Origin of the sequence: Nocardioides sp. NPDC127503 (assembly GCF_040302165.1) — a bacterium.
In the GTDB taxonomy this organism is placed as follows: domain Bacteria; phylum Actinomycetota; class Actinomycetes; order Propionibacteriales; family Nocardioidaceae; genus Nocardioides.
Map to the genome: position 1 here is coordinate 512463 of NZ_JBEORH010000002.1, position 12884 is coordinate 525346.

Annotated in this window: 15 protein-coding genes; 6 read left to right on the plus strand and 9 right to left on the minus strand. The window is 70.2% G+C overall.

Annotation, left to right across the window (positions count from 1 at the left end; genetic code table 11):
• Window positions 1-5 precede the first annotated feature (5 nt).
• Window positions 6-1370 (plus strand): flavin monoamine oxidase family protein, encoded by a 1365-nt coding sequence (locus tag ABTW65_RS06480; protein WP_350659136.1) that lies wholly within the window; start codon window positions 6-8, stop codon window positions 1368-1370.
• Window positions 1371-1400: 30 nt separating this feature from the next.
• On the opposite strand, the gene ABTW65_RS06485 is transcribed toward ABTW65_RS06480, so the two are convergent.
• The 3 genes from ABTW65_RS06485 to ABTW65_RS06495 form a co-directional block, all read right to left on the minus strand.
• Entirely contained in the window at window positions 1401-2393 is a 993-nt protein-coding gene (locus ABTW65_RS06485) for a TIGR03557 family F420-dependent LLM class oxidoreductase (protein ID WP_350659137.1), read from the minus strand.
• A 61-nt stretch (window positions 2394-2454) separates the two neighbouring features.
• A complete protein-coding gene (locus ABTW65_RS06490) occupies window positions 2455-3294 on the minus strand; it encodes an SDR family oxidoreductase (protein WP_350659138.1) in 840 nt (279 codons plus the stop codon).
• Window positions 3291-3758 (minus strand): peroxiredoxin, encoded by a 468-nt coding sequence (locus ABTW65_RS06495; protein WP_350659139.1) that lies wholly within the window; start codon window positions 3756-3758, stop codon window positions 3291-3293. The genes ABTW65_RS06490 and ABTW65_RS06495 overlap by 4 nt, the downstream gene beginning before the upstream one ends.
• Window positions 3759-3879: 121 nt before the next feature.
• Here ABTW65_RS06495 and ABTW65_RS06500 point away from each other — a divergent pair, with 121 nt between their 5' ends.
• The 3 genes from ABTW65_RS06500 to ABTW65_RS06510 are packed head-to-tail and all read left to right on the plus strand — an operon-like array spanning window position 3880 to window position 7711.
• Window positions 3880-4875 carry a PGN_0703 family putative restriction endonuclease gene (locus tag ABTW65_RS06500; protein ID WP_350659274.1) on the plus strand — a complete coding sequence of 332 codons (996 nt, stop codon included), beginning with the start codon at window positions 3880-3882 and terminating at the stop codon, window positions 4873-4875.
• A gap of 53 nt (window positions 4876-4928) precedes the next feature.
• Window positions 4929-6257 carry an MFS transporter gene (locus tag ABTW65_RS06505; protein ID WP_350659140.1) on the plus strand — a complete coding sequence of 443 codons (1329 nt, stop codon included), beginning with the start codon at window positions 4929-4931 and terminating at the stop codon, window positions 6255-6257.
• Complete coding sequence (locus ABTW65_RS06510) at window positions 6254-7711, plus strand: pyridoxal phosphate-dependent decarboxylase family protein (RefSeq protein WP_350659141.1); 1458 nt, start codon at window positions 6254-6256, stop codon at window positions 7709-7711. Before ABTW65_RS06505 ends, ABTW65_RS06510 begins: the two co-directional genes overlap by 4 nt.
• Here the strand turns inward: ABTW65_RS06510 and ABTW65_RS06515 are convergent.
• From ABTW65_RS06515 to ABTW65_RS06535, 5 genes are all read right to left on the minus strand, one after another.
• A complete protein-coding gene (locus ABTW65_RS06515; RefSeq protein ID WP_350659142.1) occupies window positions 7695-7991 on the minus strand; it encodes a DUF3618 domain-containing protein in 297 nt (98 codons plus the stop codon). The two genes, ABTW65_RS06510 and ABTW65_RS06515, sit on opposite strands and share 17 nt — an antisense overlap.
• Window positions 7988-8422, minus strand: coding sequence for a phage holin family protein (locus ABTW65_RS06520; RefSeq protein WP_350659143.1), 435 nt, complete (start codon window positions 8420-8422; stop codon window positions 7988-7990). Before ABTW65_RS06520 ends, ABTW65_RS06515 begins: the two co-directional genes overlap by 4 nt.
• Window positions 8419-8748 (minus strand): hypothetical protein, encoded by a 330-nt coding sequence (locus ABTW65_RS06525; protein WP_350659144.1) that lies wholly within the window; start codon window positions 8746-8748, stop codon window positions 8419-8421. The genes ABTW65_RS06520 and ABTW65_RS06525 overlap by 4 nt, the downstream gene beginning before the upstream one ends.
• Before the next feature lie 66 nt (window positions 8749-8814).
• Window positions 8815-9450, minus strand: coding sequence for a TetR/AcrR family transcriptional regulator (locus ABTW65_RS06530; RefSeq protein WP_350659145.1), 636 nt, complete (start codon window positions 9448-9450; stop codon window positions 8815-8817).
• Window positions 9450-10304 (minus strand): esterase/lipase family protein, encoded by an 855-nt coding sequence (locus tag ABTW65_RS06535; RefSeq protein ID WP_350659146.1) that lies wholly within the window; start codon window positions 10302-10304, stop codon window positions 9450-9452. Before ABTW65_RS06535 ends, ABTW65_RS06530 begins: the two co-directional genes overlap by 1 nt.
• A gap of 107 nt (window positions 10305-10411) precedes the next feature.
• Here ABTW65_RS06535 and ABTW65_RS06540 point away from each other — a divergent pair, with 107 nt between their 5' ends.
• Both ABTW65_RS06540 and ABTW65_RS06545 read left to right on the plus strand, forming a co-directional pair.
• Window positions 10412-11143, plus strand: coding sequence for a succinate dehydrogenase cytochrome b subunit (locus ABTW65_RS06540; protein ID WP_350659148.1), 732 nt, complete (start codon window positions 10412-10414; stop codon window positions 11141-11143).
• Window positions 11144-11169: 26 nt separating this feature from the next.
• On the plus strand, window positions 11170-11952 hold the full coding sequence (locus ABTW65_RS06545) for an SDR family oxidoreductase (RefSeq protein ID WP_350659149.1): 783 nt from the start codon (window positions 11170-11172) through the stop codon (window positions 11950-11952).
• Here ABTW65_RS06545 and ABTW65_RS06550 read toward each other — a convergent pair.
• A complete protein-coding gene (locus ABTW65_RS06550; protein ID WP_350659150.1) occupies window positions 11927-12835 on the minus strand; it encodes an RNA polymerase sigma-70 factor in 909 nt (302 codons plus the stop codon). The genes ABTW65_RS06545 and ABTW65_RS06550 overlap by 26 nt on opposite strands.
• Window positions 12836-12884: the final 49 nt, after the last annotated feature.

The following is a 12884-nucleotide window of genomic DNA, read 5'->3' on the forward strand; positions in this document are numbered from 1 at the left end:
GAACCATGACCACATCACCCAAGGTCCGCGCGGAGTCCCACGAGGTCGTCGTCATCGGCGCAGGCATCGCCGGCCTGATGGCCGCGACCACCCTGGCCGACCGCGACGTCGTCGTCCTCGAGGCGTCCGACCGTGCCGGCGGACGCGTCGACACCGTCCGCCAGGGCGACTACTGGATCAACGTCGGCACCCAGTTCACCGAAGGCACCGGTCCCCTGATCGAGGCGCTCCACCGCCACCGTGTCCCGCTCGGAACCCTGGAGGGCAAGTCCGTCGCCCTGCACCTGGGCGGCAAGCAGGTCGACACCTCGAACCCGTTCGCCCTGATGTTCCGGTCGAAGATGACCTGGCGCGATCGATTCGGCCTGGCCATGGTCGGCACTCGCATCCTGGCGAACGTGCCGTTCCTCGAGATGAGCGAGAAGAACCGGTGGGCCAACCGCGTCCGCGCCAAGCTCGACCGCCGTCGGGCGGACTTCGTCCTGCAGGGCGTCTCGTCCGACCTCACGCGCGAGATGGTGCGGTCGTGGTCCGGGCAGTGGATGGGCTGCGAGCCCGAGGAGACCGCCGCACGGCAGTTCGTCTTCTCGATGGGAATCCTGCTCACTGATCCGGAGAAGGTGCCGAACCTGACGCTGCCGCAGGGCGGCAACCAGACGCTGACCGACATCCTCACCGAGGACCTCGGCGACAGGGTCCGGCTCAGCTCACCGGTGAGCTCCGTGGAGTGGACCGCCGACGGCGTGACCGTCGACTACCAGAACGCTGACGGACCCGCCCGGCTGAAGGCGCGTCAGGCGATCGTGGCGGTGCCCGCGGACGTCGCGGTCAAGATCATGCCCGGGCTGCCGGCGGCCTACCGAACGGCCTTCGAATCGATCCACTACGGCCGCTACGTGGTGGTGGGCTTCTTCACCCACGAGGAAGGCAAGCCCCAGCGTTGGGACGACTTCCTCGCGGTGTCGACCCCGGGCCGATCGTTCCAGGCGATCTTCAACCACGCGGCCGCCGTACGCCGCGGGAACGTCCGCAAGCCCGGCGGCGCGCTGGCCTGCTTCGCAGGAGGCGCCGAGGCCGACAAGCTCTTCGAGCTCACCGACGAGGAGATCGTCGCACGGTTCACCGCGGACCTTCTCGAGGTCTACCCCGAACTCGAGGGCAAGGTCGACGCGGGCATCCTCCGTCGGCACCCGCGGGTCGTGCCGTTCTGGGGACCCGGCGGCCGGGCATCGCTCGAGACGCTCAAGCAGAATCTCGGGCCCGTCCACCTCGCGGGCGACTATGCCCTCGACATGCCGTCGCTGGCCGACGCCGCCGCGTCGGGCGAGCAAGCCGCGCACAAGGTGCTGGCGAGCCTGTCCTGGAGGTGACGTCGACCCCGGAGCCGGCGAGGCTGAGGTTCAGTCCGACACCGAGCGCAGCGCGTCGAGCAGAGGCCCGGCCGCCTCGGCCAGGAACTGGTCATTCGTCGACCCGTCGACCTGGACGAGGGCGACATCGGTGAACCCGGCCTTCCAGAAGGGCCGGACTCCCTCGGTGATCGCACCGAGGTCGGGACCGCACGGGATCGACGAGGCGACATCCTCGTGGCGTACGAACTGCGAGGCCGCGGCGAAGCTCGCCGTGGTCGGAAGCTCGCTGTTGACGGCCCAACCACCGCCGAACCAGCGGAACTGGTGGTGCGCGCGTCGTACCGCCGCGTCGGCGTCATCGGGATCCCAGCTGATCGGGATCTGGCCGATGGCCCGGGTGCCCCCGGAACCGACTCTCGGCGCTTCCGGCACACCGTTCCACGCCTCCAGCAGAGCCGCGTCGGGCTCGACGGCGATCAGGTGGTCGGCCAGGGCAGCGCAACGCTGGGACACCTCGGGACCACCGACCGCCAGCCCGACGGGCACCCGGGTGCTGGGCAGGTCCCAGAGCCGGGCAGCATCGACCTCGAAGTGCTCACCTCGGTAGTCGACGAGCTCGCCGTCGAAGAGGGCGGAGATGATCTCCATCGCCTCGGCGAGCATCTCGTGCCTGGTCTGCACGGCCGGCCAGCCGGCGCCCACGACGTGCTCGTTGAGATTCTCTCCGCTGCCGAGGCCGAGGGTGAACCGACCGTCCGAGAGCGCCTGCACGGTGGCGGCCTTCTGGGCGACGACAGCGGGGTGGTAGCGCATCGTCGGGCAGGTCACGTACGTCATCAACGGGATCCGCTGCGTCGCCTGCGCGACTGCGCCCAGCACGCTCCAAGCGTACGGAGCGTGCCCCTGCTCGGTCAACCATGGCGAGTAGTGGTCACTCATCACCAGGAAGTCGAAGCCTGCCTCCTCGGCAGCGACGGCGTGGCGTACGAGGTCCCTCGGGCCCGCCTGTTCGGTCATCAGGGTGTATCCGAATGCAACCATGCCGAAGTCGGTACCCGGCATGGCGACGAGCAGTCCCCAGCAAACTCCTTGGTGCCCGGACCTATTCGCCGGCGAGGTAGTCGCGAAGGCTCAGGGGCTCGCGCCCGGTGAGGGTGGCTACGGCGGTGCTGACTCCGTCGAGCTCGCCTGCGGCGATGGCGGTGTAGGTGGAGACCCAGGCGTCGTACTGCCAGTCGGGTGCCTCCCATCGGCGACGCGAGGTGTAGGCCTCCTCGATCGTCTCGTCGTGATAGCGCACCTCACGCCCACGGTGCTCGGTGAGGATGTCCGCGACCTCGCTCATCGTGAGCGCCTCGGGGCCGGTGAGGTCGTACGTGCGTCCTCGGTGATCCTGCGGGGCCGTGAGCGTCGCGACGGCGGAGCGCGCCACGTCGGCACGTGCGACCGCCGCGAAGCGCCCGTTGCCGGCCGGGCCCCGGATGACGCCGTCCTCGCCGACCAGGGAGGGGAGGAAGTCGAGGTAGAAGTTGTCGCGGAGCAGGGTGTACCCCATCCCGCTCGCCTTGATCCGCTCCTCGGTGGCGAAGTGGTCGCGCGCGAGCGTGAAGGCGGCATCCGGCGCGGCACCGAAGAAGGAGGTGTAGACGATGTGCTCGACCCCGGCCGTCGCGGCGGCGTCGACGAAGGTGAGGTGCTGTTCCAGGCGGTCCGCCGACTCGGCGGCCGAGACCATGAGCACGGTCTGTACGCCGTCGAGAGCCGTCACCGCGGCTTCTCTGCCGCCGTAGGTGACCGCGTACGTGTCGGCTCCGGGGATCTCGGGAGCCCTGGCGGTGTCACGTACGAGAAGACGGAGAGCGGCGTCAGAGCCGCCCAGCGCACGGGCGACGGCACCGCCGACGAAGCCGGTGGCGCCGGTGACGGCGATGGTGGTTGTCATTCCACGTCGTCCCTGAGCGCGGCGAGGGCCTCGTCGGCGTGGATCTCGGCCTTGAGCATGCCCTCGACGACGGCCTTGATCCGACCGTCGGTGCCGATCGCGAAGGTCGTACGCTGCAGCGGTCCGAGCTTGCCGAGTAGGCTGGGCTTCACGCCGTAGAGCTCGGCCACCGACCCCGCGGGATCGGAGAGGACGGGATAGTCGAGGTCGTGGTTGGCGGCGAACCCGGCCTGCTTCTCCACGCTGTCCTTGCTGATCCCGAGCCGGTGGGCGCCGATCGCCTCGAACTCGACGGCGAGGTCACGGAAGTGGCACGCCTCCTTGGTGCACACCGGCGTCTCGGCGGCCGGGTAGAAGAAGAGCACCACGGGACCCTTCTCGATCAGCGACGAGAGGGTGACGGACGTACCGTCCTGGGCGGGGAGCGTGAAGTCGGGCGCGACGGCACCGGTCTCGAGCGGCATGGCGTCAACGTACCCCCGGATACCCAACGCGAGGTATGAGCGGTTTCGTGCGGCCGCGCGTGGAGGATCCGGGCCTCGATGATCACGGCATCCCCGAGGAAGGACGATCACGGTGACATCGATGATGCCGTCGCAGGATGACTTGAAGGACGCCGGCTGCTGGTTCGACACCGACAAGGCGGGAGGGCAGCTGATGACGGCGTTCAAGCGAGAGGCGCGGTGGCGGCAGCATCGCTGGGCGGTCGACGAGCTCGGCGTCGTCTCCTTCGGCACTCACGCAGGGAGACGGAGCTTCGACGAGACCCCGGTCGAGGACATCCCCAACGGCACCAAGCTCGGCGACGGGGACGCGGAGGCGGGCGCGAACTTCCTCACCCCGGAGATCCACCGGGTCGCCCGAGCGCGGGTCGAGGAGAAGCAGGACCGCCAGACCCTCGACGCGAAGCGCCTGTATCGCGATCTGCTCTCGTCGATGCCGATGGCGTTCAACCTCTTCGGCGAGGCGTCCTTGCCCGAGAATCATGCCTCCCGGCGCCAATTGGCGGAGCTGTTCGGCGTGCCGGACGCCGAGATGCCGGCGATCCTCTTCGAGTGGTCTCCGGGACGAGGCAGCGACCGCTACACCCGAGACCGCACCGCCTTCGACGTCGCGCTGGTGCTCGGACGACCGAACGCGCCGCTGACCGTGCTCGGCGTCGAGACGAAGTACCACGAGCACTCCGCCAAGGACTCCAAGCCGCGGGCCGACGGCCCGGACGCGATCGCCCGCCACGCGGACCAGACCGACTTCCTGATCGCTCTCGCGGAGGCGTCCGGCGTGTTCAAGCCGGGGTGGCAGGACAAGGTGCTCGACACGGGGCTTCGCCAGATCTGGCGCGACCACCTCCTCGCGCTCTCGATGCGGAACCACCCCGACCAGTGGACGCCCCAGACCCGCCACGTCCTGCTCCACCCTGCCCGGAACGTGAGCTTCGCGCAGGCGGCTGCGGCGTACGCGGATCTTCTCGTCGACGGCGACACCTCGTTCTCGGCGCTCACTCTCGAGGAGACCGTGGACGCCGCGTTCGCCCATGGCGGTCCGGTCAAGGAGGCTTTCGTACGCCGCTACCTGTGGTGAGGATGAAGCGAAACCCCTGACGCCGTGGGCTCGGCCACGGCACTATGTCGGGCATGCCCGCCCCGACCCTCCCGCCCGGCGTACGGATCGGCTATGGCTCCGGGTCCGTGGCGACCGGCACGTTCGGCACGATCCCTGGCCTGATGCTGCTCCCCTACCTGACCGACAGCCTCGGCATCGCGGCCTTGGCGGCGGGGTTCATCGTGTTCGCGCCGAAGGCGTGGGATGTCGTGCTGAACCCGATCGCGGGCCGGATCAGCGACCGGACCGTGGACCCGCGAGGGCCGCGGCGGCCGTGGCTGCGTCGGGCCGGGATCGCGCTGGCGGTGGCGTTCGCGCTGCTGTTCGCGGCGCCGTCGATGGCGACCGGGCTCGAGGCGCTGTGGGTGCTGATCCTCTTCCTGGCCTGCGCGACTGCGTACGCGTTCTTCCAGGTGCCCTATGTCGCCATGCCCGCCGAGCTGACCGACTCCTATGACGAACGCACGCGGCTGATGACGTGGCGGGTCGCGATCCTGGCGCTCACCATTCTGCTCGCCGGCGCGACCGCGCCGATGATCCGCGACGCCGTCGGTGGCCGCGACGGCTATCGCGTGATGGGCGTGGTGATGGCGGTGCTCATCCTGGTCGGAGTGTTCAGCGCGTACGTCGGCACCCGCCGGGCGCCGGTCCACACCGTCCAGCCGGGGCCGGGCAGTCTGCGTGACCAATTGCGGATCGTCGCGGCCGCGCCCGACTTCCGCCGGCTGCTCATCACGTTCGTGATCCAGGCCGTCGCGTTCGGGGCGATGCTGGCCGGTGTCGACTACCTGGCCGGCGACGTGATCGGCCGCGACGGCGCGGCGACGGTCCTGTTCGTCTGCTTCGTCGGCCCCGCGCTGCTGCTCACTCCCGCCTGGGCGGCGCTCGGCGCCAGGATCGGCAAGAAGAACGGGTACGTCGCCGCCTCGGTCGTCCTCGCCGTCGGCGCGCTGCTCGCCGCGACCGCCCAGACCGCGCCGGTCGCCCTGGTCTATGCCGCGGTGGTGCTCGTCGGGACCGGGTACGCCGGGTGCCAGGTGTTCCCGATGGCGATGCTTCCCGACGCGGCCGCCGTCGACGCCCGGCGCAGCGGGTCGAGCCGGATCGGCGTCTACACCGGCGTCTGGACCGCCGGCGAGACCCTGGGGCTCGCGCTCGGGCCCGGTGTGTACGCCGCGGTGCTCGCGCTCGGCGGCTACCGCTCCTCGACCGGGAGCGACGTCGCCCAACCGGACTCGGCGCTGACCGCGATCACACTCGGATTCTCCGTGCTGCCGGCCTGCCTGGCTCTCCTCAGCCTGTTCTGGCTGCGGCGCTACTCGCTCACCGCCGACGACGTTGATGGGACCGTGACCGTATGACCGACGCCCTGACCCAGCTCCGCACGATGCAGGCCGCCGACCTGCCGGTGCACGGTGGCCGCACCCTCGCCTACGTCTACGACTCAGGTCTGCCCGACATCGACCGGATCGGCTGCGAGGCGGTGGCCGCCTACGCCGGTTCGAACGGCCTGGACCCGACCGCGTTCCCGAGTCTGCTCCGGATGGAGACCGAGGTGGTCGGCATGGCCGCCGACCTCCTCGACGCACCCGAGTCCGTGGTCGGCACGGTCACCTCCGGGGGCACCGAGTCGGTGCTGCTCGCGGTGCAGGCCGCACGCGACGCGCACCCCGCGATCGAGCGGCCGCGGATGGTGCTCCCGTCGACCGCGCACGCCGCGTTCCACAAGGCCGCGCACTACTTCGGGGTCGAGCCGGTGCTGGTGCCGGTCGGGCCGGACTTCCGGGCGGATCCCGCCGCGATGGCCGCGGCGATGGACGAGCGCGCGGTGCTGGTCGTCGCCTCGGCGCCGTCCTACGCGCACGGGGTCATCGATCCGGTCACCGAGATCGCGGCAGCCGCGGCCGAGCGCGGGATCCGCTGCCACGTCGACGCGTGCATCGGTGGCTGGGTGCTGCCCTACGCGACGCGGCTGGGACGGGACGTACCGGCCTGGACGTTCGCGGTCGAGGGCGTCACCTCGATCTCCGTCGACCTGCACAAGTACGCCTACGCCCCCAAGGGCACCTCGGTGCTGCTGCACCGCACCCCGGAGCTGCGGCGGCCGCAGTTCTTCGCCTCGGCCGCGTGGCCGGGCTACACCATGCTCAACTCCACGATGCAGTCGACGAAGTCCGGCGGACCGCTGGCCGGCGCCTGGGCAGTGATGCGCTCGCTTGGCGATGAGGGATACGAGCGACTCACCCGCGACGTCTTCGAGGCGGTGGACCGGATCCGCGCCGGCGTCGAGGAGATGCCCGAGCTCGCCGTGGTCAGCACTCCCGACTCGACGCTCCTCGCGCTCGCCACCGACGGCAGCTGTGATCCGTTCACGGTCTGCGACGAGATGGCGGTGCGCGGCTGGTACGTCCAACCGCAGATGTCCTTCGGCGGCTCCCCCGCCACCATCCACCTGTCGGTGAGCGCGGCCACGCTCCCCCACGCACCGGAGCTCCTCGCCGCTCTCGCCGAGGCGGTCGCGGCCGCGGTGGCCACCGGCCCGGTCACCGTCGATCCGGCCGTCGCGGCGTTCATCGGCGACCTCGACCCGTTCTCCCTGTCCGAGGAGGACTTCGACGGCCTGCTGCTCGCCGCCGGGCTCGTCGGCGCCGCCGGCGCAGAGGGCGACCCTTCGACAAGCTCAGGACACCGCCTCGCGCTGCCGCAGCGGATGGCCGAGGTCAACGCGATGCTCGACCTGGCCTCCGCCGCGATGCGCGAGGCGCTGCTCGTGGCCTTTCTCGACCGGCTGACCCGGCCTACTCGTCGTCGCTGACCCGGCGACGCTTCCTCCTGGCCAGCATCAGGATCAGGGTAAGCATGATCGCGGCGATGATGCCGCTCCGAATCTGTACGTCTCGGGACCTGGCGGCCACCTGCGTACGCTGCTTCAGCTCATGAGCCTTCTCCTGCCCGCGCGTCTTCACGTCCAGCCGCGCAGCGAGCTCGTCGAGGGTGTCGGCCATCTCGTGTCGGGTCGTGTCCAGATCGGCCTCGACCGCGGCGATGCTGTCGTCGCCGGTCTCGACGGGTCGGCTGACGTGGTCGTTCGTCATGGCGTACTCCTCGGGGTGTGGTCCTCGGCGTGGCGGTGCTTGACGGTCTCCACGTCCCGCCTGAGGTTCTCGGTGGCGCGTTCGGGCTTCATCGGAGTCCCCTCGGAGACCTGCTTCTTCCCGAACAGGGCGATGCAGCCGGCGATGATCAGGAGCACGACTCCGACCAGCAGCGCGGCGAGCCAGGCGTCCATGACCAGCGCCAGGGCGAGGATCGCCGTGGCGATCAGGACCCCGACGCCGTACAGAGCCACCAGGCCGGCGGCGCCGAACGCTCCGGCCCCCTTGCCGGTGTGCTTGGCCTTCTCGGTCAGCTCGAGCCGGGCGAGCTCGAGCTCGCCACGCATGAGGGTGGACATCTCCGTGGAGAGCCGCGAGACCAGCTCACCCATCGACGCGTCGGTCTGGCGATCGGAATGATGAAGTGTCACGACTCCCACCCCCGCGGCATGTCGGTCACCGGGTCCCCGGCCGTGCCCGGACGCGTGGCGCTCGGCGCCGCGTGAGGGGTCGGGGTCGGGGTCGGCGTCTCGGACGGCGTGGTGCCGCCGGGCATCTTGTGCTGAACGGTGTCACGGGCCGTGGCCGCCTTCTCCTTGGCGACGAACCCGGCGTGGTGCGCCTTCTCCTGCACCCGAGGGTCGTGCCACAGGTCCTGTGCCTTGGTGACCATGGCTTCGTACCGCTCACGTCCAGCGCGAGCGCCGAGGACATAGCCGATCCCGAAGGCAGCCAGCATTCCTGGTTTCTTGAACATTGCGTTCCTCCTCATCGCTGTACACCTGGCCGGTACCCAGGTGGCGAGGAGATACACGGGCGACTGCTAGCCGGGCGGGTCGGAGGTCAGCAGGACGAGCGCGAGATCGGCCAGCTGGGCCTCGAGCGCCTCGCGGCTGGAGCGCGGCTGATGGAGCGCCCAGTCGTAGACGATGGCGGTCACCGCACCCACGAGAGCCAGCGCGGCGAAGCGCCAGTCACGATCGAGGATCTCGCCCCGGCCCACGGAGGCGGAGCACTCGGTGCCCACGATCTCGACCAGGGTCTCGCGATAGTCGAGCCGGAGCTTCTCGATGCGCGGGCTCGCGCCCATGATCTCCACGAACGCGATCCGAGCGACGCGAGGATCCTTGAGCATCGGATCGAGATAGGCCAGCACCGCTGCGGGCACTCGCTCGAAGATCGGCTTCCCGGCGGTCGCCTCCAAGGAGGTCGCCACTCGCGCGTAGGAGTCGGCGGTGATCCGGTCGTAGAGGTCGACGAAGAGATCCTCCTTGCCCGGATAGATCTCGTAGAAGTGCCGCGTCGACACCTTCGAGGCGGCACACACACCCGGGATCGTGGTCGCCGCGTAGCCCTTCGTGCCGATGATCTCCTTGGCGGTCTCCAGCAGCCGCCGACGCCGCTCGGCGTCACGCTCCTCGGGGGTCCGCCCGCCGTACGACCGGCCCTCCTGCGCCATCAGCCGGGCGACCCGACCGAGCAGACGAAGGGCGCGGCGTTGGCCGGGTCGAGCGCGTTCTTGACCATGTGCCACACGTTGGTGTCGTAGGCCTCGCCGATGTGGCCGACCGGGTCGTGCGGGCAGACGTCCTGGACGTAGGTGTTGGTGACGCCCGGCTCGCGCACGAACGCGGTCTCGGTGGGCGTGACGAGCTCGTCGTACCTCGACTGGATGATCGTGTACGTCACGCCGGGCTGCGCGATCGGGCCGTTCGTCAGGGTGCGTACGGCACTGCCGTCGGTGACCAGTTGGGAGCAGGCGATGCAGCCGAAGGTGGTCAGCACCTGTCCGGCCAGCTCGTCGGCGCCCAGGGCCATGCCGAGCCGGTAGAGGCCGGCGAACGTGGTGCCGTGGGTCGGCGGCGCGATGGCGACGACCTTGTCGATCCGGTCGGAGATGCCCTGCGTCTTGGTGACGTAGAGCGTCTGGAAGCCACCCTCGGAGTGGCCGACCAGGTCGGCCTTCGCGGCGCCGGTCTGCGCGAGCACGTTCTGGACGAAGGCTTTGATCTGCGCCGCCGACCTGGCGATGTCCCCCACCCCGCCGACGAACGGACCGTACGCACCGGTGCCGTAGGTCAGGCTGTAGGTGCAGTAGCCCTGCGCCGCGACGTCGGCCTGGAGGAAGTTGAGGTCCTCGTCCTTGTTGGCTCCGAGGCCGTGCAGGAAGACGACCGGGTTGGGATGGTCGGCCGACGGCCGGCACGCGGCGTCGTTGACGCCTCCCGCCGCCTGCGCCGGTGGGGCGATCAGCAGGCTCGAGGCCGCGAGCAGCCCGACGACGACACGGATGACAGCAGAACGCTTGACCATGACAGACCACTCTCCAGGCGAATCTCTCCAGGCGAACCGGACACAGTGACCCTAAGCCGCGCCCGAGAATTTGACAATGCTCATTTTCAGATGACTTGGCGGGTCAGGTGTCACACCTCGCGACCCTGCTCGGTCAACTGGGTATGCACACCTCGCTAGCGCGACGCCGGGCATGGTCGTCGACCATCACGCTGAAGCTCGTCATGGCCATCAGCGGCCTGTTGTTCATCGCCTTCGTGCTCGGTCACGTCTACGGCAACCTGAAGGCGTTCAGCGGCCACGATGCGTACAACGAGTACGCCGAGCACCTGCGCACCCTGGGCGAGCCGATCCTCCCCCGCTCCGGGCTGCTCTGGATCATGCGCGTCGGGCTGATCGCCGCTCTGGTGGCGCATGTCTCCAGCGCGATCGTCCTCGCCCGACGCGCCCGCCGCGCGGGGGGCCGCTACGCCGCCCGGCCGCCGCGGCGCGCCTCGTCGTTCGCCTCGCGCACGATGCTCACCGGCGGCCTGGCGATCTTCCTCTTCCTCGGGTGGCACCTGGTCAACTTCACGATCGGCAAGGTCAACGTACGCGGCGGCCCGACGAACGACCCGTTCAACCTGGTCGTCGACACGTTCAGCGTCTGGTGGTCGACCGCCATCTACCTCGCCGCGATGCTCGTCCTCGGGATGCACCTGTGGCACGGCACCTGGAGCTCCCTGCAGACCCTCGGCTGGACGCTGACCGCCAAGCGGCGTCAGGCAGCGAAGGCGGCCGCGATGGCCGTCGCCGTCCTCGTCGCCGGCGGCTTCTCGCTCTCCCCCATCGCCATCCAGCTCGGCCTCATCGGGTCGTGAATTTCCCACCACGAAGGAGAACCACCATGCGTATCGCCATCGCCGGAGTCAGCGGCCTCGTCGGATCGGCACTCGCCAGAGCCGCCCAGGCGGCCGGCCACGACGTCGTCGGGCTGTCCAAGGAGTCCGGCACGAACGTGCTCCAGCCGACAGGGCTCGCCGATGCACTGTCCGGCGCCGAGGCGCTTGTCGACGTCGTCCAGAGCCCGTCGCTCGACGAGGAGGGCGCCACCGCGTTCTTCACCGCTGCCGCCACCAACCTCGGCACGGCCGCCCACGAGGCAGGAGTACGCCGCACCGTTGTCCTCTCGATCATCGGGGTGGACGAGATCGCCGCGTCCGAGACCGAGGCGGGCACCGGCTTCGACGGCTACTACCGCGCGAAGTACGCCCAGGAGATGGCCTGCGTCGCGCACGCGCCCGGCCCGCACGTGGTCCGGTCCGCGCAGTTCCACGACATCGCCTGCCAGGCGATCGGCTGGGGCCGTGACGGCGACCGCACCACCGTGCCGGACCTGGTGACCCAGCCCGTCGCCGTCGACGCGATGGTCGAGGTGCTTCTCGCCGTGGCCACCGGCGAGATCGAGGGTGACCTCGTCGAGGTGGCCGGTCCCCAGCGGGAGAACCTGGCCCGGTTGTCGGCCGCCTACGCCGAGCGGGCCGGTGACCCGGTGCAGGTCACCGGCGCACCAGTCGGCGAGCTGGTGCGCGACGGTGTGCTGCTGCCGGGCGAGGGCGGGCACCTGGTCGGGCCGAGCTTCGACCAGTGGCTCGACGCCACGGTCACCGTCCCGACTCGTCGCCCCTGAGGCGTACGAGCTTGTCGGGGACCATCACCCACATGAGCTGCTCGATGCCGGCAGCGGACGCGGCGATGCTCAGCAGTGCGACCGGCTCGCCGTTGCGATGGACGAGCAGCGACGGCCGCCCGTTGGTCTCCATCCAGCTGGTGGTGGCTCCGTCCCACCACCAGCTGGAGAAGGCCCGCACGAACTTGGCGACGGGCGTCCGTCCGACGACAGGGCGGCGGGCGGCGTTGCCGACGATGCCGGCGCCGTCGGACAGGCTGACGACGTCGGCGGCCAGGACGCGTTCGAGCTGGGCGAGGTCTCCGTTCTGCGCGGCGGCGACGAACGCGGAGAGCAGCTCGCGGTGCTTCGCCGGGTCCACCGGGTCACGGCGCTCGGAGAGGACGCCGCGCTTGGCCCTGCTGACGACCTGGCGGGCGTTGACGCTGGAGATCTCGAGGATCTCCGCGATCTCGTCGTAGGAGTAGCCGAACGCCTCCCGCAGGACGTACGCCGCACGCTGGTCCGGCCGCAGCCGCTCGAGCAGCAGCAGCGTCGCGCTCTCCAAGGCTTCGGCCCGCTCCGCACCCAGGGTCGGATCTGCCTCGGTGTCCACCGGCTCCGGCAGCCACGGACCGACGTACGTCTCCCTGCGCGAGCGTGCCGACTCGGCCACGTTGATCGCCAGACGCGTCGCCACGGTCGTCAGGAATGCCGCCGGGTTGCGTACGGCGCTCCGGTCGGTCTGCTGCCAGCGCAGCCAGGCCTCCTGGACGATGTCCTCCGCCTCGGCCACGCTTCCCAGGATCCGGTAGGCGATCCCGAACAATCGATGCCTCGACTGGTCGAACACCTCGACCGCCGCCTCGAGGGTGTCCTCGCCTGAGCTGTCCTGGTCGAGCATGCTGAGCCCCATCCCCTCGTCTGCGCCGGTGGCGCAGATCGTCCTTCTA

Bases quoted from the DNA above. Each gene is read 5' to 3' on its own strand.
- ABTW65_RS06480 (WP_350659136.1), top strand. From the start codon at position 6: ATGACCACATCACCCAAGGTCCGCGCGGAGTCCCACGAGGTCGTCGTC.
- ABTW65_RS06485 (WP_350659137.1), bottom strand. From the start codon at position 2,393: ATGGTTGCATTCGGATACACCCTGATGACCGAACAGGCGGGCCCGAGG.
- ABTW65_RS06490 (WP_350659138.1), bottom strand. From the start codon at position 3,294: ATGACAACCACCATCGCCGTCACCGGCGCCACCGGCTTCGTCGGCGGT.
- ABTW65_RS06495 (WP_350659139.1), bottom strand. From the start codon at position 3,758: ATGCCGCTCGAGACCGGTGCCGTCGCGCCCGACTTCACGCTCCCCGCC.
- ABTW65_RS06500 (WP_350659274.1), top strand. From the start codon at position 3,880: ATGATGCCGTCGCAGGATGACTTGAAGGACGCCGGCTGCTGGTTCGAC.
- ABTW65_RS06505 (WP_350659140.1), top strand. From the start codon at position 4,929: ATGCCCGCCCCGACCCTCCCGCCCGGCGTACGGATCGGCTATGGCTCC.
- ABTW65_RS06510 (WP_350659141.1), top strand. From the start codon at position 6,254: ATGACCGACGCCCTGACCCAGCTCCGCACGATGCAGGCCGCCGACCTG.
- ABTW65_RS06515 (WP_350659142.1), bottom strand. From the start codon at position 7,991: ATGACGAACGACCACGTCAGCCGACCCGTCGAGACCGGCGACGACAGC.
- ABTW65_RS06525 (WP_350659144.1), bottom strand. From the start codon at position 8,748: ATGTTCAAGAAACCAGGAATGCTGGCTGCCTTCGGGATCGGCTATGTC.
- ABTW65_RS06530 (WP_350659145.1), bottom strand. From the start codon at position 9,450: ATGGCGCAGGAGGGCCGGTCGTACGGCGGGCGGACCCCCGAGGAGCGT.
- ABTW65_RS06535 (WP_350659146.1), bottom strand. From the start codon at position 10,304: ATGGTCAAGCGTTCTGCTGTCATCCGTGTCGTCGTCGGGCTGCTCGCG.
- ABTW65_RS06545 (WP_350659149.1), top strand. From the start codon at position 11,170: ATGCGTATCGCCATCGCCGGAGTCAGCGGCCTCGTCGGATCGGCACTC.
- ABTW65_RS06550 (WP_350659150.1), bottom strand. From the start codon at position 12,835: ATGCTCGACCAGGACAGCTCAGGCGAGGACACCCTCGAGGCGGCGGTC.